At 65.0% G+C, this 24773-nt stretch carries 22 protein-coding genes; 15 read left to right on the top strand and 7 right to left on the bottom strand.

Features of this window, described 5'->3' with window-relative positions; all coding sequences use genetic code 11:
• Nucleotides 1–174: 174 nt before the first annotated feature.
• The 3 genes from purD (at nt 175) to ACGLHT_RS04025 (ending at nt 5160) form a co-directional block, all read left to right on the top strand.
• Nucleotides 175–1470 carry a phosphoribosylamine--glycine ligase gene (gene purD, locus ACGLHT_RS04035; protein ID WP_075046492.1) on the top strand — a complete coding sequence of 432 codons (1296 nt, stop codon included), beginning with the start codon at nt 175–177 and terminating at the stop codon, nt 1468–1470.
• A gap of 144 nt (nt 1471–1614) precedes the next feature.
• Entirely contained in the window at nt 1615–4386 is a 2772-nt protein-coding gene (locus ACGLHT_RS04030; protein WP_025340782.1) for a hybrid sensor histidine kinase/response regulator, read from the top strand.
• A 177-nt stretch (nt 4387–4563) separates the two neighbouring features.
• On the top strand, nt 4564–5160 hold the full coding sequence (locus ACGLHT_RS04025) for a MarC family protein (RefSeq protein WP_025340783.1): 597 nt from the start codon (nt 4564–4566) through the stop codon (nt 5158–5160).
• Here ACGLHT_RS04025 and ACGLHT_RS04020 read toward each other — a convergent pair.
• From ACGLHT_RS04020 to cobG, 7 genes are all read right to left on the bottom strand, one after another.
• Nucleotides 5157–5780 (bottom strand): hypothetical protein, encoded by a 624-nt coding sequence (locus ACGLHT_RS04020; protein ID WP_274120282.1) that lies wholly within the window; start codon nt 5778–5780, stop codon nt 5157–5159. The genes ACGLHT_RS04025 and ACGLHT_RS04020 overlap by 4 nt on opposite strands.
• Nucleotides 5773–6453, bottom strand: a complete 681-nt coding sequence (locus tag ACGLHT_RS04015; protein WP_274078592.1) for a hypothetical protein — start codon at nt 6451–6453, stop codon at nt 5773–5775. Before ACGLHT_RS04015 ends, ACGLHT_RS04020 begins: the two co-directional genes overlap by 8 nt.
• A gap of 56 nt (nt 6454–6509) precedes the next feature.
• On the bottom strand, nt 6510–7190 hold the full coding sequence (locus tag ACGLHT_RS04010) for a hypothetical protein (protein WP_025340786.1): 681 nt from the start codon (nt 7188–7190) through the stop codon (nt 6510–6512).
• Nucleotides 7191–7283: 93 nt separating this feature from the next.
• The gene (cobJ, locus tag ACGLHT_RS04005) at nt 7284–8981 is read right to left on the bottom strand and encodes a precorrin-3B C(17)-methyltransferase (protein ID WP_274120281.1); all 1698 of its coding nucleotides are present in this window, start codon (nt 8979–8981) and stop codon (nt 7284–7286) included.
• The gene (locus ACGLHT_RS04000) at nt 8969–9703 is read right to left on the bottom strand and encodes a precorrin-2 C(20)-methyltransferase (protein WP_013974378.1); all 735 of its coding nucleotides are present in this window, start codon (nt 9701–9703) and stop codon (nt 8969–8971) included. Before ACGLHT_RS04000 ends, cobJ begins: the two co-directional genes overlap by 13 nt.
• Nucleotides 9700–10326 (bottom strand): precorrin-8X methylmutase, encoded by a 627-nt coding sequence (locus tag ACGLHT_RS03995; RefSeq protein ID WP_003257545.1) that lies wholly within the window; start codon nt 10324–10326, stop codon nt 9700–9702. Before ACGLHT_RS03995 ends, ACGLHT_RS04000 begins: the two co-directional genes overlap by 4 nt.
• Nucleotides 10319–11650, bottom strand: a complete 1332-nt coding sequence (cobG, locus tag ACGLHT_RS03990) for a precorrin-3B synthase (RefSeq protein WP_024087797.1) — start codon at nt 11648–11650, stop codon at nt 10319–10321. Before cobG ends, ACGLHT_RS03995 begins: the two co-directional genes overlap by 8 nt.
• A gap of 227 nt (nt 11651–11877) precedes the next feature.
• Between cobG and cbiE the strand changes: the two genes are divergently transcribed.
• The 12 genes from cbiE to urtA all read left to right on the top strand — a co-directional run bounded on the left by cbiE (nt 11878) and on the right by urtA (nt 24641).
• A complete protein-coding gene (gene cbiE / locus ACGLHT_RS03985; protein ID WP_274120280.1) occupies nt 11878–13089 on the top strand; it encodes a precorrin-6y C5,15-methyltransferase (decarboxylating) subunit CbiE in 1212 nt (403 codons plus the stop codon).
• The gene (locus ACGLHT_RS03980) at nt 13082–14176 is read left to right on the top strand and encodes a cobalt-precorrin-5B (C(1))-methyltransferase (protein ID WP_013974382.1); all 1095 of its coding nucleotides are present in this window, start codon (nt 13082–13084) and stop codon (nt 14174–14176) included. Before cbiE ends, ACGLHT_RS03980 begins: the two co-directional genes overlap by 8 nt.
• Entirely contained in the window at nt 14173–14898 is a 726-nt protein-coding gene (locus tag ACGLHT_RS03975) for a cobalt-precorrin-6A reductase (protein WP_013974383.1), read from the top strand. The genes ACGLHT_RS03980 and ACGLHT_RS03975 overlap by 4 nt, the downstream gene beginning before the upstream one ends.
• A gap of 253 nt (nt 14899–15151) precedes the next feature.
• The gene (locus ACGLHT_RS03970) at nt 15152–15589 is read left to right on the top strand and encodes an NfeD family protein (protein ID WP_025340792.1); all 438 of its coding nucleotides are present in this window, start codon (nt 15152–15154) and stop codon (nt 15587–15589) included.
• Between the two features lie 26 nt (nt 15590–15615).
• The gene (locus ACGLHT_RS03965) at nt 15616–16470 is read left to right on the top strand and encodes an SPFH domain-containing protein (protein WP_061550630.1); all 855 of its coding nucleotides are present in this window, start codon (nt 15616–15618) and stop codon (nt 16468–16470) included.
• Between the two features lie 216 nt (nt 16471–16686).
• Nucleotides 16687–17076 carry a DUF2946 domain-containing protein gene (locus tag ACGLHT_RS03960; protein WP_274120279.1) on the top strand — a complete coding sequence of 130 codons (390 nt, stop codon included), beginning with the start codon at nt 16687–16689 and terminating at the stop codon, nt 17074–17076.
• Nucleotides 17077–17123: 47 nt separating this feature from the next.
• A complete protein-coding gene (locus ACGLHT_RS03955) occupies nt 17124–17609 on the top strand; it encodes a copper chaperone PCu(A)C (RefSeq protein ID WP_274120278.1) in 486 nt (161 codons plus the stop codon).
• 23 nt (nt 17610–17632) lie between these two features.
• Nucleotides 17633–18064, top strand: a complete 432-nt coding sequence (locus ACGLHT_RS03950) for a DUF2946 domain-containing protein (RefSeq protein WP_075046501.1) — start codon at nt 17633–17635, stop codon at nt 18062–18064.
• Between the two features lie 68 nt (nt 18065–18132).
• Entirely contained in the window at nt 18133–20181 is a 2049-nt protein-coding gene (locus ACGLHT_RS03945; RefSeq protein WP_274120277.1) for a TonB-dependent copper receptor, read from the top strand.
• Nucleotides 20182–20239: 58 nt separating this feature from the next.
• The gene (locus ACGLHT_RS03940) at nt 20240–21607 is read left to right on the top strand and encodes a PepSY domain-containing protein (RefSeq protein WP_274120276.1); all 1368 of its coding nucleotides are present in this window, start codon (nt 20240–20242) and stop codon (nt 21605–21607) included.
• Nucleotides 21608–21782: 175 nt separating this feature from the next.
• Nucleotides 21783–23189, top strand: a complete 1407-nt coding sequence (gene cycA, locus ACGLHT_RS03935; protein WP_137162496.1) for a D-serine/D-alanine/glycine transporter — start codon at nt 21783–21785, stop codon at nt 23187–23189.
• 186 nt (nt 23190–23375) lie between these two features.
• Complete coding sequence (gene urtA, locus ACGLHT_RS03930) at nt 23376–24641, top strand: urea ABC transporter substrate-binding protein (protein ID WP_013974390.1); 1266 nt, start codon at nt 23376–23378, stop codon at nt 24639–24641.
• Nucleotides 24642–24773: the final 132 nt, after the last annotated feature.

Below are 24773 nucleotides of genomic sequence, written 5' to 3'. Positions count from 1 at the left end.
AGGGCCGATCGCCGGCCCTTGTAGGAGCGGCCTTGTGTCGCGATAGGGCCGCAAGGCGGCCCCGGCAATTTCTGCTGCGAAGCTGAAAACCTGGGGCCGCTACGCGCCCCTTTCGCGACACAAGGCCGCTCCTACAGGAAGCGGGATCGGCCAGACAGAATTCGAGGTTTTGACATGAAAGTTTTGATCATCGGCAGCGGCGGCCGTGAGCACGCCCTGGCCTGGAAAGTCGCCCAGGACCCACGCGTGGAAAAAGTCTTCGTTGCCCCGGGCAACGCTGGCACCGCCATTGAAGCCAAGTGCGAGAACGTCGCCATCGACGTCTGCGCCCTGGAGCAACTGGCTGACTTCGCCGAGAAGAACGTCGACCTGACCATCGTCGGCCCAGAGGCGCCGCTGGTCATCGGCGTGGTCGACCTGTTCCGCAGCCGCGGCCTGGACTGCTTCGGTCCGACCAAGGGCGCGGCCCAGCTGGAAGGCTCCAAGGCCTTCACCAAGGACTTCCTGGCGCGTCACAAGATCCCGACCGCCGACTACCAGAACTTCACCGAAATCGAGCCGGCGCTGGCCTACCTGCAGGAAAAAGGCGCGCCGATCGTGATCAAGGCCGACGGCCTGGCCGCGGGCAAGGGCGTGATCGTCGCCATGACCCTGGAAGAAGCCGAAGCCGCCGTGCGTGACATGCTGGCCGGCAACGCCTTCGGCGATGCGGGCTCCCGCGTGGTCATCGAGGAGTTCCTCGACGGCGAGGAAGCCAGCTTCATCGTCATGGTCGACGGCCAGAACGTGCTGCCCATGGCCACCAGCCAGGACCACAAGCGCGTCGGCGACCAGGACACCGGCCCGAACACCGGCGGCATGGGTGCCTACTCCCCTGCCCCGGTGGTCACCGCCGAAGTGCACCAGCGCGTGATGGACCAGGTGATCTGGCCGACCGTGCGCGGCATGGCCGAGGAAGGCAACGTCTACACCGGCTTCCTCTACGCCGGCCTGATGATCGACAAGGCGGGCAACCCCAAGGTCATCGAGTTCAACTGCCGCTTCGGCGACCCTGAAACCCAGCCAGTCATGCTGCGCCTGGAGTCGAGCCTGGTGCTGCTGGTCGAGGCCGCATTCGCCAAGGCGCTGGACAAGGTCGAAGCACAGTGGGACCCGCGCCCGAGCCTGGGCGTGGTACTGGCTGCCGGCGGCTACCCGGGCGACTACGCCAAGGGTGACGTGATCAACGGCCTGGACGCTGCCGCGAAGATCGAAGGCAAGGTGTTCCACGCCGGTACCGCACTGAAGGATGGCAAGGTGACCACCAACGGCGGGCGCGTGCTGTGTGCCACCGCCATGGGCAGCACCGTTGCCGACGCGCAGCAGCAGGCTTACCGCCTGGCCAAGGAAGTAAGCTGGAACGGCAGCTTCTACCGCACCGACATCGGCTACCGGGCCATCGCCCGCGAGCGCGGTGAGCACCAGCAGTAAGTTGTACCGGGTTGCCGCAGCGCGCGCCAGCACCTTGCGCCTGCGGCATCCGGCTCGTCGACAGGGCCCCGAGGGGCCTTGCCTTCGACTTGGCGCGCCGCGCATAGTTAATACCCGGCACCTTGGCTAAGAAGGGATTTCGTAGTGCGTCGGCTTCGGATTGCCTCAGCTCTGATCGTCAGCTTGCTGACCTTGCTCTGCATGTTCCCGGCTGCGGCCGAACATGACGGAGGCTGGGCCGTTCTGCTCGACGAACAGGCCAACCTGCAACTGAGCGACGTGCGCTCCGAGCGTTACCGCAACCAGTTCAGCCCGCTGGTACTCGCCGACCTGGATGCCGCCCCTGCGGAACAGGCCCTGTGGCTGCACTACCGCCTGGAGCCCGGCGAGCAGGAACAACTGCTGCGGGTTTTCGCCCCAGACCTTTCTGGCCTGGACCTCTACGCCCTCGAGGGCGACCAGCTTCTGCGTCAGCTGCACCACGGGCGCCAGGCCGGCAATGCCAGCCCGACCCTGCGTGGCAGCGACCATGTACTGCCCCTGCCCAACAGCAAGCAACCCCTGGATATCTACCTGCGCCTGGTTTCCGAGCACCAGCTGCGCCCGGCCATCAGCCTGGAGCCTGCGGCCGTGGCAGCCTCCGACCAGCGCCAGCCGCTGCTGTTCGGCATGCTGTTCGGCGGCCTGGTGATGCTGATCATGCACAACCTGATCCGCTTCCTCTACAGCCGCTCCAGCACCACCCTGATCCTGGCGCTGTACCACGGCCTGATGCTGCTCAGCGGTCTGATCCTGCTGAACCTCAGCGGCCCCTGGTGGCACGTGTGGCACAGCGCGCAGACGCCCGCCGCATACCTGACGCTGGTCCTGGCCGGCCTGGCCGGGCTGTGTTTCACCCAGCATTTCTTCTCGCCATGCAACTCGCCACGGCTCAACCGCCTGCTGCAGGGCGAGATGCTGGTGGTCGGGTTGAGCGGGTTGGTGCTGCTGTTCGTCGACACCCTGCCCCTCAACCTGATGACCTACGCCCTGATGGCCCTGGGCAGCGTGAGCATGCTGCTGGTCAGCAGCTACCACTGGTACAAGGGCTATGCCCCCGCACGCCTGTTCAGCCTGGCCATGGTGGTGTTCAACCTCGGTGGGCTGGTGCTGCTGCCAGCGCTGCTGGGCCTGACCCGTACCTCGACGCCCTGGCTGCTGTGCATCCTGCTGGGGCTGACCGTGGCCAGCGGCCTGCTGCTCAACCTGGCAGTCAGCGAACGCCTGCGGCGCATGAGCGAAGAGCGCTTCAGCGCCAGCCGCGCCCTGGCCGCCAGCGATGCCGAAATCAACGCCAAGGCCGAGTTCCTGGCCAAGATCAGCCACGAAATCCGCACCCCCATGAACGGCGTGCTGGGCATGACTGAGCTACTGCTGGGCACGCCGCTGTCGGTCAAGCAGCGCGACTACGTGCAGACCATTCACAGCGCCGGCAACGAACTGCTCACGCTGATCAACGAGATTCTCGACATTTCCAAGCTGGAATCCCGGCAGATCGAACTCGATGACGTGCAGTTCGACCTCAACGCGCTGATCGAAGATTGCCTGAACATCTTCCGCGCCAAGGCCGAACAGCAGAACATCGAACTGATCAGCTTCACCCAGCCGCAGGTACCACGGGTGATCAGCGGCGACCCGACGCGCCTGCGCCAGGCCTTGTCGAGCCTGCTGGAGAATGCCCTGAAAAACACCGACCAGGGCGAGATCCTGCTGGTAGTGGCGCTGGACCAGCGCGGCGAGGTACCGCGCCTGCGCATCGCCGTGCAGGACAGCGGCGAACCGTTGCCCGCCGCTGACCGCGAAGCCCTGCTGCAGGCCGAGTTGCATAGCCACCACTTCCTGTCCAGCAACAAGCTGGGCGGCCACCTGGGGCTGGTCATCGCCAAGCAGCTGATCGGCCTGATGCAGGGCGAGTTCGGCATCAAGAGCAGCACCGGCATGGGCAACACCCTGTGGCTGACCCTGCCGCTGGACCCTTCGCGCCTGGAACAGCCACCAGCCGACCTGGACAGCCCGCTGCGCGATGCTCGCGTACTGGTGGTGGACGACAACGACACCTGCCGCAAGGTGCTGGTACAGCAGTGCAGTGCCTGGGGCATGAACGTCAGCGCGGTCCCGTCGGGCAAGGAAGCCCTGGCCCTGCTGCGCACCAAGGCCCACCTGCGCGACTACTTCGATGCCGTGCTGCTGGACCAGAACATGCCAGGCATGACCGGCATGCAGCTGGCCGCCAAGATCAAGGAAGACCCGAGCCTGAACCACGACATCCTGGTGGTGATGCTCACCGGCATCAGCAACGCGCCGAGCAAGGTCATTGCGCGTAACGCCGGAGTCAAGCGGATCCTCGCCAAGCCGGTGGCGGGCTATACGCTGAAAACCACCCTGGCCGAAGAACTGGCCCAGCGCGGCCGCGAGCAAGCCATACCAGCCAGTTTGCCCGGCATCCCCCAGGCACTGGACCTGCCCGGCGATTTCCGCGTGCTGGTCGCCGAGGACAACAGCATTTCGACCAAGGTGATCCGCGGCATGCTCGGCAAGCTCAACCTCGAGCCCGACACCGCCAGCAATGGCGAAGAGGCCTTGCAGGCGATGAAGGCGCAGCGCTATGACCTGGTGCTGATGGACTGCGAGATGCCGATACTGGACGGCTTCTCGGCCACCCAGCAGCTGCGCGCCTGGGAAGCCGCCAACCAGCGCCAGCGCACCCCGGTGGTGGCACTGACCGCGCACATACTTGCCGAACACAAGGAACGCGCCCGCCTGGCGGGCATGGACGGGCACATGGCCAAACCGGTGGAACTGTCGCAGTTGCGAGAGCTGATCCAGTACTGGGCCAATCACCGGGAAGCCAAGGTGGATCCGGTGCATAGTTCCTGATCTGAGGCGCCTGTGCCGGCCTCTTCGCGGGTGAACCCGCTCCCACAGGTACTGCATAAGGCCTGAAGGCAATGCTATCCCTGTGGGAGCGGGTTCACCCGCGAAGAGGCCGGCACAGGCTATCAATAGAATCTGCTGATAAACTCTGCCCAGCCATAACTGCCTGGACTAGCCCCCATGCTCCATGAGTTGTTCAGCGTCTACCTGAAAATGCTCGTGCTCTACAGCCCGTTCTTCGTGCTGTCGTGCTTCATCAGCCTGACCCGCGGCCACTCCAGCAAGGAGCGCAAGCAGCTGGCATGGAAGGTGGCCATCGCCGCGCTGATCTCCAGTGTCCTGCTGTACCTGTTCGGGCGGGCGATCTTCGGCATTTTCGGCATCACCGCCGACGCCTTCCGCATCGGCGCCGGCAGCGTGCTGTTCATCTCGGCCCTGGGCATGGCCCAAGGCAAGTCCGCGGTACAGGCCGACAACGTGCAGCAGGATGTCACCATCGTGCCGCTGACCATCCCGCTGACCGTCGGCCCCGGCACCATCGGTGCACTGCTGGTAATGGGCGTCGGCCACCCGCACTGGGACGACAAGCTGCTGGCCATCATCAGCATCGCCCTGGCCTGCTTCACCGTGGGCCTGGTGCTGTACCTGTCGCACCGTATCGAGCGCATCCTCGGCGACCAGGGCCTGCAGATCGTCAGCCGCCTGATGGGGCTGTTCGTCTGCGCCCTGGCTGCACAAATCATCTTCACAGGCATCAAAGGCTACCTCGCGCCCTAGATGTCGAAATCCAGTATGCGCTTCAAGGAAACCTGCACGACGCGGTCCTGCACCTTGGGCAAGAAACTCTGCTCGAAAGCCAGGATGTTGAAGCGTATCAACTCCGCTCGCACATTCTTGAGGCTGCGCTTGTGGCTGATGAAGCCTGCCCGGAACGCCGAACGATTATCCGTTTCGTGATACAGCACCATGTCGACACGATTCGCCCCTGCAGGCGCGCAGGGCAGCAATTGAAAATGCTGCCGCTCATAGGCACAGCGCTCAAGCGATTGCAGAACCGGCGGCTTGGTCAACAGCTTGCGCATGGACTGACCACTTGCCGAGGCAAAATGATCGCCGGCGGTTGCGGCAATGGTTTCAAGCACCTTGTCGGTTTGCCTGACCCGGCCCTCCTCAGGCCAGTGCACCTGCTCGGCAGTAACTGCGTCCCAGCCCATGAATTTCAGCTGGTTGCGGTAGTAGGCCAACCAGTCCTGGATCAGCCCTTCCTTGTAAGCCGTTTCGGTGGCCCGCTCAGCCATCGCCAGGGCAAGCCGCACTTTGTTTTTCTGCGCAGTGGGAATACCCGGCAGAAACGAAACAATCCCTGCGCCGATCACAGCAGATATGGCTTCACTCATGTTGTGCTCCTGTTACTGGTGCATGAGGGTCGAACCGATACTCCCCCAGTGCATCCTTGGTTTTCATCAATGCCTGCAGTTCATCTCGCTGACGTTGGAAACGCCCGTTATCCAGCAGCAAGGAAACGCCATTGAACCTGGCTTCGCCCTCCAGCGCCTTTTCGACCAGCAGCATGTCCTGAGAGATGCCGGCGATCGGCTTGTCGAATTGCAGGGTGATACTGCAAAGGTCAAGCGCCGGCCCCGGCTTGAGCAGGCCAAGCTCGATCACCAGCTGCGAACCCTGCGTGCTGAACTTCAGCTGGTGGCGAAAACCTTCGATCGATCGGCCCAGGCCGCTTCTTACTGCAGCCAGCACGGCCTCATGACGGATCGAGCGCATCTTCAGCCACGCCTCGAGCGGCTGTATCTGCGCGCTGCGCGCGGGTTGCCCCAACTGTTTCAGGTCATGCGTACTGGCCAGCTTGATCCAGCCCAGTTGCCGATATGCCTCGCGATAGGCGTCATACCAGGCTTCATAGTTGTCAAAGCGTGACCCCGCATTCCTGTTGGCCACCAACTGGGCGTAAAGGATGGAGTCGAAGGCAGCCTGACGCTGAATCTGGCCAGTGTCTGCGCGATACAGTAATGCCGTTCCGCCAATCAACATGAGTTGTTCAGCTGCTCTATCCATTGTGTTGCCTCGTCACAAAGACCCGAACAAGGCGGCGTTGCAACGCCGCCCTGCGATCAGATGTCGTACTGGAGAATGTTCTCGACACTGCGCACGCCGAGTTTGTTTTCCACGGTTTCGCGGATTTTGTCGTAGACGAAGGTGTTGAGAGTAAGCACAGCCGTGCCGGCGTAGTAGTGGGTCTTGTCCAGCTTCCACTGGATACCCAGGATGTCATCATCCAGCTGCGGGGCAGACGCCTGGATGCAACTCACCACCATGACCACATCGTTGTTATCGGTTTCGATGCAGGCCGCCATGCCGACCATGCCCCTGGCCTTGTTCTTGCGTTTGTGGTCGAGCACCTTGGCGTCATTTTCGACGGTAGTCAGTTTGTCGAAGGCCATCTTGGCCAGCTCACCCAACTTGGTACCCCCCAGCATTGCATTCCCCACCACACCGATCGCCCGTACAGCTACAGCGCCTACGGTGACAGACAGTTCCGCCGAGGTTTCCAGTTCGAAACTACGCTTGGGGATGGTAAAGCCAAGATCACGCATGACATCGATGAACCGCTCGTACCACTCCCTGCTCTGCTTTTCGGCATCGAAGGATTTGTCAGCCACCAAGGTGGCAAAGTGGAAGGCATTCTTTACGTCATGACGGCTTTGCGAAGACATGCCTGCGCCGCAGGCCAGCAGGTTGCCTTCGACCAGAATGGCCGCGTCAGTGGTAGTGACTTGTGTTTCTTCGGACATGTGGAAACTCCTAGATGGTTGCCCCTTGAGTCAGGGGCAACCACCTTAGCCAGCGCGCCCACGATGCAGCGCGCTGAAGGGTTTCCGGTGCAACTAGTTGGCCGACGGGTACCAACGCGGCGTGTAGGCCCACACCCCACCCGAGAGGCGAGGAAACACGCAGGTTGTAGATGATCCCACCAGCACCATGGTGCGCATGTCGACCATTTCCGGCAGCAGCTCGGCCAATGTGACGACCTTCAGCGTCTGCCCCGGCCTACCGATGTCACGGCCAAGGACTACAGGCGTGTTCCCCTCGCGATGCCGACGCACGACCTCCAGCGCTACCCCGAGCTGGTGCGGCCTTGCCTTGGAAATCGGGTTGTAGAACGCCAGCACCAGGTCGGCCTGCGCCGCCAGGTCCAGGCGCTTTTCAATGATCGACCACGGCTTGAGGTTGTCCGACAGCGACATCACGCAGAAGTCATGCCCCAGCGGCGCACCCGCCTGGGCGGCGGTCGCGAGCGAGGCCGACACCCCCGGCAGGATCTCGAGATCCACCCGGTGCCAGGCCGGGTCCGTAGACTCGTGCAGCGCTTCAAGTACCGCAGCTGCCATGGCGAACACACCCGGGTCACCCGACGACACCACCACCACCGAACGGCCCTGGGCTGCCAGTTCGAAGGCATGCCGGGCACGCTGCATCTCTTCACGGTTGTCGGTGCAGTGCAGCACCTGGTCGTCACGGAACGGGCCGGCCATGCGCACGTAGGTTTCGTAACCGAGCACATCCTCGGCCCGCTCCAGCTCGGCCTTGACCGCCGGCACCATCAGCTCGGCTGCACCTGGCCCCAGGCCGATGACCGCCAGGCGACCCCGACGACGACCGATCTGCGCCACCTCGACCGGGGCAGGCGCCACCGCGATGACCACGTCTGCCACCTCGATCAGCTGCGCAGCAGGCAATGCCGCAGCAACCATCCCGGCCAGATCATGCGTCCTGGCAGCAAAGCGCAAGGCAACCCCCAGGGCCTGTGCGGCCTCGTGCAGGGCGCTGTCGGCCATGGCTTGCTCGTCGGCCAGCAGGCAGGCCACTGCAGGCTCGGCGATGCCGGCCTGCTGCAATGCCGCACGGATACTGGCCAGGCTGCCGCCAGCAACACCCACTACCACCGAACGCGGGTGGATCAGCAGCTCGTCGCGGCTGGCCGGGCGCGCCTGGTGCCCCACATGGATGGTACGCCGAGCCGCCTCGCTGGCAGGCAACTGCGCCTGTTGCAGCCACGGCGCGTCACCTTCGATGCGCACCGCCTCGCCAGCCAGCAGGTCGGAGACAAAGCGCTTGCCTTGCTCGATATCCGCCAGCGCATAGCCCTGTGGCGGGTTCAGCAGACAGGTGCCGAAACGCAGCTCGCCGCTGGTGGTGATGGCCGCAGCAACGCCCAGTGCTTCAGCGATTTCGCGCGCCATCACGTTCACCCCGCCAAGGCCCCCGAGCAACGGCACTACGGCACTGCCGTCTTCGGCCACGGCCAGTACCGCTGGTTCGACACCTTTCTCGCTGAGCAGGCTGGCCAGGCTGCGGATGACGATACCCGCCGCGCACAGGGCGATGATCGGTGTGTTCTGCTGGTACAGCCCACGCAGGGTATCGCCGAACGCGGTGTAGCAAAGGTCGGCACCCTCGACTCGGCCTTCCAGGCCATGGATCGATGCTTGTGGATAACACTGCTGGATACGCTGCGCCGTGGCCAGGCTGCCCTGGCCAAGGATGACGATCGCCGGTGCCTGGTGCATGTTCAGCCCTGCCATTTTTCACCCGGCACGATGATCAGCGAGAAGTACGGCGACGACTGTGGGTCGACCTGGTCCAGCGGCACGATCTTCTGGTTGGCCATGGTCGCCCGCTCCACATACAGCGCGCGCCCGTCCAGGCCCAGTTCGGCCAGCACTTCGCGCACCTTGGGGAAGTTGCGGCCAAGCTTCATGATCACCGCTGCGTCGGCGTCGGCCAGGCGACGCTTGAGCTCTTCGGCCGGCAACACGCCAGACAGCACCGACAGGCTCTGGTTGCGGTACACCAGCGGCGCGCCCAGTACCGAGGCGCCACCAAGCATCGAGCAGACGCCGGGGATCACTTCGGCCTCGTAGCGCTGCGCCAGGCGGTCGTGCAGGTACATGTAGGAACCATAGAAGAACGGGTCGCCTTCACAGATCACCGCCACGTCGCGGCCGGCATCCAGGTGCTCGGCTACCTGCACGCTGGCCTCGTCGTAGAAGTCGCTGATCACCTGTTCATAGGACAGCGGCGCTGGCAGCGCTTCGGTGGTTACCGGGTAGACCAGCGGCAGCAAGGTCTGCTCGGGCTGCAGGTGCGCCTCGATGATGCCGAAGGCGTTGCCGCGCTTGCCCTTGGCCACGAAGTAGCCGACCACGGGCGCTTCACGCAGCAGGCGCAAGGCCTTGAGGGTAATCAGTTCAGGGTCGCCAGGGCCCACGCCCAGGCCCAGCAGACGTCCACGCGGCACCATCATTCCACCTCCGTGGCGAGGGCGTTGACCGCGGCGGCGGCCATCGCGCTGCCGCCCAGGCGGCCCTGCATGATCACGAACGGCACGCCACGGCTGTCGGCGGCGAGCATCGCCTTGGACTCGGCGGCACCGACGAAGCCGACCGGGAAACCGAGGATCAGTGCTGGTTTCGGGGCGCCGGCGTCGAGCATTTCCAGCAGGTAGAACAGTGCGGTAGGCGCGTTGCCGATCACCACCACACTGCCTTCCAGGTGCGGTCGCCACAGTTCCAGGGCCACGGCGGAACGGGTGTTGCCGGCGTCTTTCGCCAGGCCCGGTACGCTCGGGTCGCGCAGGGTGCAGATGACCTTGTTGTCGGCGGGCAGCCGGGCGCGGGTAATACCTTCGGCGACCATGTGCGCATCACACAGGATCGGCGCGCCGTTCAGCAACGCCTCGCGCCCGGCCCGGCCGGCACCTTCGGAGAACTGCAGGCCATCGATGGCGTCGACCATGCCACAGGCGTGGATCACGCGCACGGCGAGCTTTTCGAGGTCTGCGGGGATCCGCTCGAGTCGGGCTTCCTCGCGGATGATCCGGAAGGAATTGCGATAGATCTCCTGACCATCGCGGATGTAGTCAATCATCAAGGTGCTCCGTCGGCAGGTCGAGCATGGCGCCTGCTTCATTCAAGGTAAGGTCGGTGGCGCGCAGGGCGCCGAAGCCCGGCAAGCGCGCATCACGCAGGTACAGGTCGTAACGGCCCGGCGCACGGGCCAGCAGGGTGGCCGGGGCAACATGGGCCACGGCACAGGATCGGGGGCAACCGGACAAGTGCACGCTGCCGGGCACGCCAGGGCCGAGCAGTGCAGCCAGGGTGACGGCGTCGGCCTTGGTCTCGCCCAGGGCCTTGGCACAGCCACTGGCGCCGGTACAGGCGCTTATGCGGGCCAGTGGCTCATGGTCATGGCATAGCAGGCCCAGTGCGGACAACCCGGCCTGGGCGTGGTCAATGTGTTGCGCTTGCAGGTTGGTCAGCACCAGGCTTTGCCAGGGGCTCAGGCGCAGGCTGCCATCGCCATGTTCACGGGCAACGCGCGCAGCGCCACGCAGCATGGCCGGGGTCAGGCGCCCCTGCGGCGGGGCAACGCCCAAGGCGACGCTCTGCGCCTGGGGCAGGACGCCCAGCCACGAGACGCTGCGCGGTTCACGCCGCCATGCGAGCACGGCGGCGTCGCGGCGGATGGCCAGGCCGAGTCCGTCGATGAAATCGGTTGCCGAACACACCTCGAGCAACTGGCGCATGCGCGACTGTGCCGGGGTGGCCAGGTCGAGGAAGCGCTCCAGCACCGCACGCACCAGTGCCAGGCCTTGGTCCGCCGGGACCGCACCGAGCACCTGGCCGTCTGCCGGGCAACCCGCCAGGCCAAACGCCAGCCAGGTCTGCTGCCCCAGGCGCAGGGCCGACAGCCACAGGTCATGGGGGTGTTCGAGCATGGCCAGGTTTTCGCCGGCATCCAGCTGCACGGCGAACTTGGCCGACAACTGGTGAAAACGCGGAGTGCCTTCCAGCAGGTCGAGGATCTGCCCGGCCAGCGGCCGAGCGTCCAGCAGCATCGCCGGGTCATGCCCGGCCAGCGGGCTGAGCATCAGGTTGCGCACATCGTCACCGGCGGCATCACGTGGGCCCAGGCCGGCAGCGAGCAGTGTCTCGACCAGGCCGCGATGCTCGCTGCCGATGCCGCGAATCTGCAGGTTGCCGCGGTTGGTGGCCTCGATCACGCCACCGGCGAAACGCTCGGCAGCCGCCGCCACTGCGTCGGCCTGGTCGGCCAGCAGCAGGCCGCCCGGCAGCTTGATGCGGCAGATGCCGCCATCACGGGCACTGACGATGCGCCACAACCCCGGGCAGGCCGAGGGACGGGGCGATACATGGGAGGCATGGGCCTGGGTCAAAGGGGCGTCCGGCAATCTGTGAAAATGCGCTTGAGTGTAGAAGGCGCGGTATTATGCCTGCTTTGTCCGGCGGCATGAAAAGCCGGTGGTCGAGCATCATTCGAGTTTGAGCAGAAATTTTGGGGGCGCTGCGCACCCCATCGCGACACAAGGCCGCTCCTACAGGGATCACCACTCCCTGTGGGAGCGGCCTTGTGTCGCGATGGGCTGCACAGCAGCCCCAGGATCTTGAAGAGGTATCCATGGCACCCTGGCTGACAGTTGTAGGTATCGGCGAAGACGGCTTCAGCGGCCTGGGCAAGCAGGCCCGGCGCGCGCTGCTGGGCGCTGCGCGGATCTTCGGCAGCCCGCGCCAGCTGGCCTTGCTGCCACGCTGCGTGGTCGGCGAACGGCTGGGCTGGCCAAGCCCGTTCTCGCTGGCCCCGGTCCTGGCTCTGCGCGGTGAGCCAGTATGCGTGCTGGCCAGCGGCGACCCGATGTTCTACGGCGTCGGTGCCAGCCTGGCGCGCCAACTGCCCGCCGCTGAAATACGCGTGCTGTCGATGCCCTCCTCCTGCGCCCTGGCCGCCGCCCGCCTGGGCTGGCCACTGCAGGACGTGCAGGTGGTATCGCTGGTCGCTCGGCCCCTGGCAGCGCTCAATGCCCATCTGCACAGCGGTGTGCGCCTGCTGGTGCTGAGCAACGACGGCGACAGCCCGGCAGCAATTGCCACGCAGCTGCGCGAGCGGGGCTTCGGGCCAAGCCGCCTGCGAGTCTTCGAACACTTGGGTGGCGTGGACGAACGTGAGTTGGCCGGCACCGCCCAGGGCTGGCCGCACAGCGACGTCGCCGCGCTCAACCTGGTAGCCATCGAGTGCCTGGCCACGCCCGAGGCGCCGCGCCTGCACCGGCTGGCCGGGCTGCCGGACAGCGCCTTCCGGCATGACGGCCAGCTGACCAAGCGCGACGTCCGCGCCATTACCCTGGCCCGCCTGGCACCACAGCCCGGCGAACTGCTGTGGGACGTGGGCGCCGGCTGCGGCTCGATCGGCATCGAATGGATGCGCGCCCACCCGGCCTGCCGCGCCTTGGCCATCGAGGCCGACGAAGGCCGCCAGGGCTTCATCGAACACAACCGCGATGCGTTGGGTGTACCCGGTCTGCACCTGGTCCGCGGCAAGGCACCGGCGGCGCTGGAGGGCCTGGAGCAACCGGATGCGATCTTCATCGGTGGCGGCGTCACCCGCGAAGGTGTGCTCGACCTGTGCTGGGCAAACCTGCGCCCCGGCGGCCGGCTGGTAGCCAATGCGGTGACCTTGCAAAGCGAACTGGCCCTGGCGCATTTCCGTGAACGCCACGGCGGCGAGCTGACCCGCGTCCATGTCGCCCATGCCCAGCCATTGGGCGCGTTCGACACTTGGCGCCAGGCGCTGCCGATCACCTTGCTGGACGTGGTGAAACCCGCCAATGCGTGAAGAAACCCGCGAACAGCCCGCCCCCCTGCGCAGCGGCCTGACCACCGGCAGCTGCGCCACCGCCACCAGCCTGGCGGCAGCACGCTTGCTGCTCGGTGGCGAGAGCAACGACGCCGTCAGCATCACCCTGCCCAAGGGCAAGGTGGTGCAGATGCGCCTGGAGTTCTGCCGCCTCACCAGCCAAGGTGCCGAAGCGGGCACGCTCAAGGACGCCGGCGACGACCCGGACGTGACCCACGGCGCCCTGCTCTATAGCCAGGTTCGCCTGCTGGCCGAACCTGGCATCCGTTTTGTCGCCGGCACCGGCGTCGGCACCGTGACCCGCCCGGGGCTGGTGCTGGCGGTGGGTGAGCCGGCCATCAACCCGGTGCCACGGCGCATGATCAGCGAACACCTGCAACGCCTGGCGGACGAATGCAGCTATCCCGGTGGCTTCGAGGTAACGGTCAATGTGCAGGGTGGCGAGCAACTGGCCCTGAAGACCATGAACCCGCGGCTGGGCATCCTCGGCGGTCTGTCGATCCTCGGCACCAGCGGCATCGTGCGGCCGTTTTCCTGCGCGGCCTACATTGCCTCGATCCACCAGGGCATCGACGTCGCCCACACCAACGGCTACACGCATATCGCTGCATGCACTGGCAACGCCAGCGAAGACACCATGCGCCGCGTCTATGGCCTGCCAGAAATAGCCCTGATCGAAATGGGCGACTTCGTCGGTGCGGTGCTCAAGCACCTGCGCAAAGTACCGGTGCCACGCCTGACCCTGTGCGGCGGTTTCGGCAAGATCAGCAAGCTGGCTGCCGGGCACATGGACCTGCACAGCCGTCATTCCAGCATCGACCTGCCGCAACTGGCCGGCTGGGCGGCGGACATCGGCGCCGACGCTGCGCTGCAGGCATCGATCATTACTGCCAACACCAGCCAACAGGCCCTGGCACTGGCCCATGCAGCCGGCATTCCCTTGGGTGACGCGGTGTGCGCCCACGCCCTGGCCTTCGCCCGCAGCGTGGTGCCGGCGCAGGTGCAGGTGGAGGTGTTCGCCATCGATCGCCAGGGTGGCATCGTCGGCCGGGCGGGTGTGCAATGAACGGGCGCATCCTGCTGCTGGGCGGCGTCACCGAAGCCCTGGCCATCGCTCGCCGCCTGGGCCCGCAGCATGTCTACAGCCTGGCGGGCATCGGCCGGGTGCCGCAGGACCTGCAATGCCAGGTTCGGGTCGGCGGCTTTGGCGGTGCCGAAGGGCTGGCGAACTACCTGCACGATGCAGGCATCACGTTGCTGATCGATGCTACCCATCCCTATGCCGCGCAGATCAGCCGCAACGCGGCCAACGCCGCACGCTTGGCCGGTATTCCGTGCTGGGCCTTGCGCCGCCCGGCCTGGCAGACACAAGCGGGGGACGACTGGCGCGAGGTCGAGGACTGGGCGGGGTTGATCGAGGCACTCAAGCCGTTTCGCAGGCCATTGTTCACGCTGGGGCGTGAGCCGCTGCAACATCTGGACGAGATACCGCTGGAGCAGTTCTGGACCTTGCGTGCGTTGGAAACGTGCCCTGGCAACGATCGCTGCGAAGTGATTGGCGCGCGCGGGCCGTTCCATATCGAGGAGGAGCGGGCGTTGTTCCAGCGCCGCAAGATCGATGTGCTGATCAGCAAGAACAGTGGCAGCGTAGCGACCGAACCGAAGCTGGAGGTGGCGCGGGAGCTGGGGATACCTGTGCTGATCCTGAAGCGACCGGCTTTGCCGGATGTGAACCGGGCATTCGATTCGCCAGCCGACCTGGCTGCGGCGCTCGACCTGCGCGGATAACAAATACCGTAAGCGCACCGCAGATCCCTACGGGAGCGGGTTTACCCGCGAAGAAATCAACGCGGTGCATGGCACCGGCTTCGCCGGTGTTCGCGGGTGAACCCGCTCCCACAGGGGACGCGGCAACTTTCATGTATTTGCACAAGACAGTTGCTCCTACAGCCATTTCGGACTTTTCTTGCAAACCATGAAGTGGCCATGTGCCGCACTGCTACCTTAAACTCGGCACTCCCTCCCGGAAGGCGCTACCCATATGGAAATGCAATGGTGGATCTGGCTGGTCTTCGGCATCGCGCTGATCCTGCTCGAACTGGTCCTGCCGACGTTCTTCATCCTCTGGTTCGGCATCGGCGCCGTGCTGGTGTCGCTCATTTCGCTGGCCGCCCCCAGCCTGCAACTGGACATGCAGGTGCTGCTGTGGGTGCTGATGTCGTCAGTCACCACGGCACTGTGGTTCAAGCTGTTCCGGCGCAAGCAACCAGACGTGCGCTGGACCGCCGAAAGCGTGATCGGTGAAGTGGGGCTGCTGACTGCTGGTGTATCGGAGTTCCAGAAAGGCCGTGTGCGCTTCCAGAAGCCTATCCTCGGCAACGAGGAATGGACCTGCGTCGCCAACAGCGAGATCGCGGCCGGCGAGCGGGTACGCCTGACCGCCATCGAAGGGAACACCGCCCGGGTCATCCGGGCCTGAATCCGCACTAAAAGGAATTTCGCATCATGACCAGCCTCATCGTCGTCGTCGCCATTGCCCTGTTCGTCCTGATCACCGTGTTCAAGGGGGTGCGCATCGTGCCCCAGGGCGAGGAATGGGTCGTCGAGCGCCTGGGCCGCTACCAAAGCACCCTCAAGCCCGGCCTGAACATCGTCATCCCGTACATGGACGTGGTCGCCTACCGCCTGCCGACCAAGGACATCATCCTCGATGTGCAGCAGCAGGAAATCATCACCCGGGACAACGCGGTGATCGTCGCCAACGCCCTGTGCTTCGCCAAGGTGGTCGACCCGCAGAAGGCCTCTTATGGCGTGCAGGACTTCTCGTTCGCCGTCACCAGCCTGACCATGACCTCCCTGCGCGCCATCGTCGGCGCCATGGACCTGGACGAGGCGCTGTCCAGCCGCGAGCAGATCAAGGCGCGCCTGCGCGAGGCGATGTCCGAGCAGACCGAAGACTGGGGCGTGACTGTACGCTCGGTGGAAATCCAGGACATCAAGCCCTCGGAGAACATGCAACTGGCCATGGAGCGCCAGGCGGCAGCAGAGCGTGAGCGCAAGGCCGACGTGACCCGTGCCGAAGGGGCCAAGCAGGCAGCGATCCTGGAAGCAGAAGCACGCTTGCAGGCTGCCAGGCTGGATGCCGAAGCGCAGATCAGCCTGGCCGAGGCCTCGGCGCGGGCGATTACGCTGGTCAAGGACGCGGTCGGCAACGAGACCGTGCCGGCGATGTACCTGCTGGGCGAGCGCTATGTGGGGGCGATGGAGAACCTGGCGGGCAGCAGCAATGCCAAGGTGGTGGTGCTGCCGGCGGACCTGCAGGAGACCGTGCGTGGGCTGATGGGCCGCAACAAGGCTTGATAATGCTGGGGGCGCTTTGCGCCCCATCGCGACACAAGGCCGCTCCTACAGGTTACCCGCTGCCCCTGGGCCGGTGATAATCCTGTGGGAGCGGGCGTGCCCGCGAAGCAGGCGACACCGCTTCAACAGCATGCCTGCGTCACTTCACCGCACCCCGCCATTTTTACCTATACTCCGCCTTACAATACCCACCACGATTCCTGACCGGATCTCTCCATGCCCCCACGTCGGCACATCGCCTGGATAGCCTGCCTTGCAGTGCTGTTCAACCTGCTGGCCATGCCGCTGTCTTCCGCCGCGCCCAATGGCCCGGCCGAGCAGCTGCTGTGGGGGGCCTTCTGTTCCAGCATGGCCAACAAGGCCAAGGTCGACGTCCAGGCCCTGGCCAAGATCGACCTCGGCCCGCAAAGCGACGACAGCGCCAGCATGATGAATTGCTGGTGCTGCTCCGGTGCCGCGCCACTGCTGGCCCTGCCCGGCTACCCGCCGCAGCTGCACAACCCGCCGATACTGCTCGCCGGCCTGCTGCCGCCACCCGCCGTCTACCACGCCACGCCGCGCCAACTCTGGCCGGCGCTCAATCCCCGTGCCTCTCCGCTGGCCTGAGTTCTTCACGCTGTCTGCCTGAACCTGAACAGAAACGGAGATTCACCATGCTCAAGCACGCCCTCGTCATGGCCGCCCTGCTGCTGCCCGGCGCCTTTGCCAATGCCCACGAATACAGCGTGGGTGACCTGCACATCGCCCACCCCTGGTCACTGCAGCTGCCCCCCAACGCCCCCAACGTCGCGGCGTATTTCGTGGTGCACAACAACGGCCAGGCCGACGACCGCCTGCTCAGCGTCGACAGCCCCATCAGCGATGACGCACAACTGCACGAGCATGCCATGAGCGCCAGCGGTGCAATGAAGATGCAGCAGGTGCCCAGCGTGGTGGTGCCCGCAGGCAAGGACCTGACCTTCGCCCCCAGCGCCTACCATGTGATGCTGATGCAGCCCAAGGACCGCAGCCTGCTCAGCGACGGCAAGCGCTTCCCGTTGACCCTGCACTTCGAAAAGGCCGGCGATATCACCGTCGATGTGGCCGTGCAGAAGCAGGCGCCGACGGACCAGCCGCAAGCCCACGAACACACGCACTGATCACCCACTGAAAGGCACTCGTCATGAGCCTGCCGCGCAACAGCATCAGCCGTACCACCCGCCCTGACCGCAGGCGCGCCGGTGGCGGATGGCTGAGCCTGTTCGCCATGTGGATGATCTTCATCGGCCCGCTGATTTCCCAGTCGATGCCGATGGACCACCACGCCGGCATGAGCATGCCGATGGACATGCCGATGGCCACCGCCCATCAGCATGGCGGCGACACCCATCACGGCCAGGCTGGCGATGGCCAGCTGCATGTGATGTGGGAAAAGTGCGGTTACTGCAGCCTGTTGTTCAACTGCCCGGCCCTGCCCCAGGCCCTCAGCCCGCTCAGTGCCGGCAGCGTCGTACCCACCACCCACCTGTTCGCACCCACGCGCCAGGGCCATGCCCGGCAGGCTGTATTCCCCGGCGCGCGCAGCCGCGCCCCTCCTTCCTCGGTCAACGTCTGAACCCACATTTTTTGCGCACGGAGCCAGGAGGCTTCGCGCTGACTCATGACTGATCGACTGGAATCATTATGTCCGGCTGCACCCCTGTTTTTGCCTTGTCCCTGCGTGGGACCATCGCCGCCGTGTGCGGCTCGCTGCTCGCACCCGTGGCCCTGGCCGCCGACCCAGGCCATGAAGGCCATGCACACGACGCCCCCGAGCTGAGCCCGACGGTGATCACCGCCGTGGCCCCGAGCTCGCCGCTGACCGTGGTCACCAACCCGAAAGACCCGCGCCAGCCGGTGCCGGCCAGCGATGGCGCCGACTACCTGAAGACCATCCCCGGCTTCTCGGCCATCCGCGCCGGCGGCACCAACGGCGACCCGGTACTGCGCGGCATGTTCGGCTCGCGCCTGAACATCCTCACCAATGGCGGCCTGATGCTGGGCGCCTGCCCCAACCGCATGGACGCCCCCACATCGTACATTTCGCCGGAAACCTACGACCGCCTAACCGTCATCAAGGGCCCGCAAAGCGTGATCTGGGGCCCGGGCGGCTCGGCGGGCACCATCCTCTTCGAGCGCGAGCCGGAGAAGTTCAGCACCCTCGGCAGCCGGGTCAATGCCAGCCTGCTGGCCGGCTCCAACGGCCGCTTCGACAAGGTGCTGGACACTGCCGCCGGCAACGACCAGGCCTACGTCCGCTTCGTCGGCAACCAGTCGCGCTCGGACGACTACCACGACGGCGGTGACAACACCGTGCCGTCACGCTGGGACAAGTGGAACGGCGATGTCGCTCTCGGCTGGACCCCCGACCAGGACACCCTGCTGGAACTCACCGCCGGCAAGGGCGATGGCGAGGCCCGCTATGCCGGGCGTGGCATGGACGGCTCGCAGTTCAAGCGCGAAAGCCTGGGCCTGCGTTTCGAAAAGTCCAACCTCAGCGAGGTGCTCGACAAGGTCGAGGCGCAGGTCTACTACAACTACGCCGACCACGTGATGGACAACTACAGCCTGCGCACGCCTTCGGGCAGCGGCATGATGGGCATGCCGATGGTCAGCAACGTCGACCGCCGCACCATGGGCGCACGCATCAAGGCCACCTGGCGCTGGGCTGATGTTCAACTGATCGGCGGCATCGACGCGCAGACCAACGAACATCGCAAGCGCGGTGGCATGGGTGTGGACGCGCACAAGGGCAAGGCCTGGACCAAGGACGCCGACTTCCACAACTACGGTGCCTTCGGCGAGCTGACCTGGTACGTCAGCGGCGAGGACCGGTTGATCAGCGGTGCCCGCCTGGACCGTGCCTCGGCCCGCGACTTCCGCGCGACCAGCGCCACCAACGGCAACACCCGCGCCGACACCCTGCCCAGCGGCTTCGTACGCTACGAGCACGACCTGGCGGCGCTGCCAGCCACCACCTACATCGGCCTCGGCCATGCGCAACGCTTCCCCGACTACTGGGAGCTGTTCTCGGCGGGCGGCCCCACCGGCTCGGTCAATGCCTTCGACAGCATCAAGCCGGAGAAAACCACCCAGCTCGACTTCGGTGTCCAGTACCGCGACGAGCGCATGGAAGCCTGGGCTTCCGGCTACGTGGGGCAGATCCGCGACTACATCCTGTTCGACTACCAGGGGATGAGCTCCCGGGCGCGCAATATCGACGCCCGCATCATGGGCGGCGAACTGGGCGCGGCCTACCAGCTGACGGAAAACTGGAAGGCCGACGCAACGCTGGCCTACGCCTGGGGCAAGAACAGCAGTGACGGAACAGCACTACCGCAAATGCCGCCCCTGGAAAGCCGCCTGGGCCTGACCTACAGCCGCGATGTGTGGAGCGTCGGCGCACTGTGGCGGCTGGTGGCGGCGCAGAACCGCATCGCCGAGAACCAGGGCAACGTGGTCGGCAAGGACTACGACAAGAGCGCCGGCTTCGGCGTGTTCTCGCTCAATGGCGCCTACAAGGTAAGCAACCACCTCAAGCTCAGCGCGGGGGTCGACAACCTGTTCGACAAGACCTACGCCGAGCACTTGAACCTGGCCGGGAACGCCGGGTTCGGCTACCCGGCTACCGATCCACAGCCGGTCAACGAGCCAGGCAGGACCTTCTGGACCAAGGTCGACTTCAGCTTCTGACAACAACAACGGGCGCGGCGCAGGTCGCGCCCATCTGCTGGTCAAACAGGAGGTTCCCATGAGAGGAACACGCATCAACTTCTACAACCTGGCCTGGCGTTGGCACTTCTATGCGGGGCTGTTCGTGGCCCCGTTCATGATCCTGCTGGCAATCACCGGGATCATCTACCTGTTCAAGCCGCAGCTCGACCCGCTGCTGTACCGCGAGCTGATGGTGGTCGAAGCCGGCCACCAACGACAGGGCGCGGACACAATGCTGGCCGAAGTGCGCAAGGCCTACCCCAAGGGCCACGTTGGCCAATACCTGCCGCCGCTGGACGCCGAACGCAGCGCGCAATTCGTGGTACATGACGCCGGGCGCGAACTGAACGTGTTCGTCGACCCCTATAGCGGCAAAGTCCTAGGCGAACAGGATGGCAAGCAGAACCTGCAGGCCATCGCCCGCGCCCTGCATGGCGAACTGATGGTCGGCACGGTCGGTGACCGCCTGGTAGAACTGGCCGCGGGCTGGGGCATCGTGCTGGTGGTATCGGGCCTGTACTTGTGGTGGCCACGCGGGCGCAATGGTGCTGGCGTGCTGTGGCCACGGCTGTCGGCACGCGGCCGACTGATCTGGCGCGACCTGCATGCGGTGACCGGCTTCTGGGGCTCGGCCTTGTTGCTGCTGATGCTGGTCAGCGGCATGACCTGGACCGGCCTGTGGGGCAAGCAGTACGCCGACTTGTGGAACCGCTTTCCGGCGGCCATGTGGAATGACGTGCCCAAGTCGGACCAGCAGGCGGGTGAACTCAACAGCGCGCACCGCCAGACCGTGCCCTGGGCGATGGAAAACACGCCGATGCCGCAGTCCGGTGCACACGCCGAACATGCCGGGCATCACATGATGTCGAGCGCGCCGGCAGCGCCACAGATTAGCCTGCAGCAGGTCGAAGATATCGCTACCGCGCGCCAGGTCGAACCGGGTTACAGCATCACCGCGCCGACCACGGCCGATGGCGTGTTCACCATCGCCGTATTCGCCGACGACCCGCGCAACGACGCCACCCTGCATGTCGACCAGTACACCGGCAAGGTGCTGGCCGATGTGCGCTGGCAGGACTACAGCCCGGTCGCCCGTGCCACCGAGCTGGGTGTGATGCTGCATGAAGGCAAGATGTTCGGGGCGTTCAACCAGATCATCATACTGCTGGTGTGCCTGATGATCTTGCTGGGCTCGGTGAGCGGGCTGGTGATGTGGTGGAAGCGCAGGCCGGCCGGCGGGCTGGGTGTGCCGCCGCTGCGCCATGACCTGCCGCGCTGGAAGGTAGCGGTAGGGGTGATGCTGGTGCTGGGGTTGATGTTCCCGCTGGTGGGGGTGTCGATGGTGGTGATGTGGCTGGTGGATAGCCTGGTGGTGAGGCGCGGTCGGGTGCTGGCCAGCGCCTGAGCCTTGCTTCGTCTGTGCCGGCCCTTTCGCGGGTAAACCCGCGAAGAGGCCAGCACAGGCATAACACTGCTCCCCAAAAGTCGAGTCGATCTGTCGCGCCCCGAACTGGAACGCGCGTGTTAGCCTAGCCGGCTACCTCTGACAAGACGACCGACTGTCCAACGGAATGCAGCCTATGACGCAAACCTCACCCACAGCGCCAGATGAACAGCATCTGCAGCGCAACCTGACCAACCGCCACATCCAGCTGATCGCCATCGGTGGCGCGATCGGTACCGGCCTGTTCATGGGCTCGGGCAAGACCATCAGCCTGGCCGGGCCGTCGATCATCTTCGTCTACATGATCATCGGCTTCATGCTGTTCTTCGTCATGCGCGCCATGGGCGAACTGCTGCTGTCGAACCTCAACTACAAGTCGTTCATCGATTTCTCCGCCGACCTGCTCGGCCCCTGGGCGGGCTACTTCACCGGCTGGACCTACTGGTTCTGCTGGGTAGTCACTGGCATCGCCGACGTGGTCGCGATCGCGGCCTATACGCAGTTCTGGTTTCCCGAACTGCCGCAGTGGATACCGGCGCTGACCTGCGTAGGGCTGCTGCTGTCGCTGAACCTGGTGACGGTGAAGATGTTCGGTGAAATGGAATTCTGGTTCGCCCTGATCAAGATCGTCGCCATCATCGGCCTGGTCGTCACCGGCCTGTACATGGTCATCACCGGCTTCACCTCGCCCAGCGGGCGCACCGCGCAACTGGCCAACCTGTGGAATGACGGTGGCATGTTCCCCAATGGCCTGATGGGCTTCTTCGCCGGCTTCCAGATCGCCGTGTTCGCCTTCGTCGGCATCGAGCTGGTAGGCACCACCGCCGCCGAAGCGAAGAACCCGGAGCGCACCCTGCCACGGGCGATCAACTCGATCCCGGTACGGATCATCGTGTTCTACGTGCTGGCGCTGATCGCGATCATGGCCGTGACCCCATGGCGCGACGTGGTGCCAGGCAAGAGCCCGTTCGTGGAGCTGTTCGTGCTGGCCGGCCTGCCGGCGGCGGCGAGCATCATCAACTTCGTGGTGCTGACCTCGGCGGCCTCGTCGGCCAACAGCGGCGTGTTCTCCACCAGCCGCATGCTCTACGGCCTGAGCCAGGAGGGTGACGCACCCAAGGCCTTCGAGAAGCTGTCGAGCCGCTCGGTACCAGCCAACGGCCTGTACTTCTCCTGCACCTGCCTGCTGCTGGGCGCAGTGCTGATCTACCTGGTACCGAACGTGGTCGAGGCATTCACCTTGGTCACCACCGTTTCGGCGGTACTGTTCATGTTCGTCTGGACACTGATCCTGCTGTCGTACCTGAAGTATCGCAAGCACCGCGCGGCGCTGCACCAGGCCTCGAAGTACAAGATGCCGGGCGGGCGCTTCATGTGCTACGTGTGCCTGGTGTTCTTTGCCTTCATCCTGGTGTTGCTGAGCCTGGAAAACGATACCCGCGCGGCGTTGCTGGTGACGCCGATCTGGTTCGTGCTGCTGGCGGTGACCTATCAAGGTGTGCGCAGCAAGCGCCATCCGCGCACGGCAGTGCGTAACGGCTGATGGCCTTGGGGGCTGCTTTGCAGCCCCAATCCTGTGCACACAAATCCATCAGGCACCAACCTGGATCCAACCAACGCCCCAACACCTCGCACACCCCCTCTATTGCGCACCTTCCGCCGTTAGGCACACCCCTTGCAACAACCCTCCCCGCTTGCCCAACACATAAAAACTCAGCGGAGAGAGCACATGAAGCGACGCAGTCTGATCAAGGCCTTCACCCTTAGCGCATCGATTGCCGCAATGGGCCTGAGCTGGAGCATCCAGGCCGCCGAAACCATCAAGGTCGGCATCCTGCATTCGCTGTCGGGGACCATGGCCATTTCCGAGACTTCGCTCAAGGACATGGCGCTGATGACCATCGAGCAGATCAACGCCAAGGGCGGCGTGAACGGCAAGCTGCTCGAACCGGTGGTGGTCGACCCGGCCTCCAACTGGCCGCTGTTCGCCGAAAAGAGCCGACAGCTGCTGACACAGGACAAGGTGGCAGTGGTGTTCGGCTGCTGGACCTCGGTATCGCGCAAGTCGGTGCTGCCGGTGTTCGAAGAGCTCAACGGCCTGCTGTTCTACCCGGTGCAGTACGAAGGTGAAGAGATGTCGCCAAACGTGTTCTACACCGGCGCCGCGCCCAACCAGCAGGCCATCCCGGCCGTGGAGTACCTGATGAGCGAAGACGGCGGCAGCGCCAAGCGCTTCTTCCTGCTGGGCACCGACTACGTCTACCCGCGCACCACCAACAAGATCCTGCGTGCCTTCCTGCACAGCAAGGGCGTGGCCGACAAGGACATCGAAGAGGTGTACACGCCGTTCGGCCACAGCGATTACCAGACCATCGTCGCCAACATCAAGAAGTTCTCCGCCGGTGGCAAGACCGCGGTCATCTCCACGGTCAACGGCGACTCCAACGTGCCGTTCTACAAGGAGCTGGCCAACCAGGGCCTGAAGGCCACCGACGTGCCGGTGGTGGCGTTCTCGGTGGGCGAAGAAGAACTGCGCGGCATCGACACCAAGCCGCTGGTGGGCCATCTGGCGGCATGGAACTACTTCGAGTCGGTGGATAACCCGGTCAACCAGAAATTCGTCGCCGACTGGAAGGCCTACGCCAAGGCCAAGGGCCTGCCAGGCGCCGACAAGGCGGTGACCAACGACCCGATGGAGGCCACCTACGTGGGCATCCACATGTGGGCGCAGGCGGTGGAGAAAGCCAAGTCCACCGATGTCGACAAGGTGCGCGAGGCACTGGCCGGGCAAAGCTTCGAGGCGCCGTCCGGTTTCACCCTGACCATGGACAAGACCAACCACCACCTGCACAAGCCGGTGATGATCGGCGAGATCCAGGATGACGGGCAGTTCAGCGTGGTGTGGGAAACCGAGCAACCGCTACGGGCGCAGCCATGGAGCCCGTTCATTCCCGGCAACGACAAGCGCCCTGATTACGCCGTGAAAGGTAACTGAGTGCATGGGGCCGCTGCGCGGCCCATTCGCGGGTAAACCCGCTCCCACAGGTACGGTGCAAGGTCTGAGACTTTTGCGATCCCTGTGGGAGCGGGTTCACCCGCGAAGAATCCAACGCCGATTTTCAGGATT

It is taken from the genome of Pseudomonas sp. PsB, from assembly GCF_043658375.1.
GTDB lineage: Bacteria > Pseudomonadota > Gammaproteobacteria > Pseudomonadales > Pseudomonadaceae > Aquipseudomonas > Aquipseudomonas putida_Z.
Note: the sequence above shows the minus strand (reverse complement) of the source record. Positions and strands in the feature narration are given on the sequence as shown.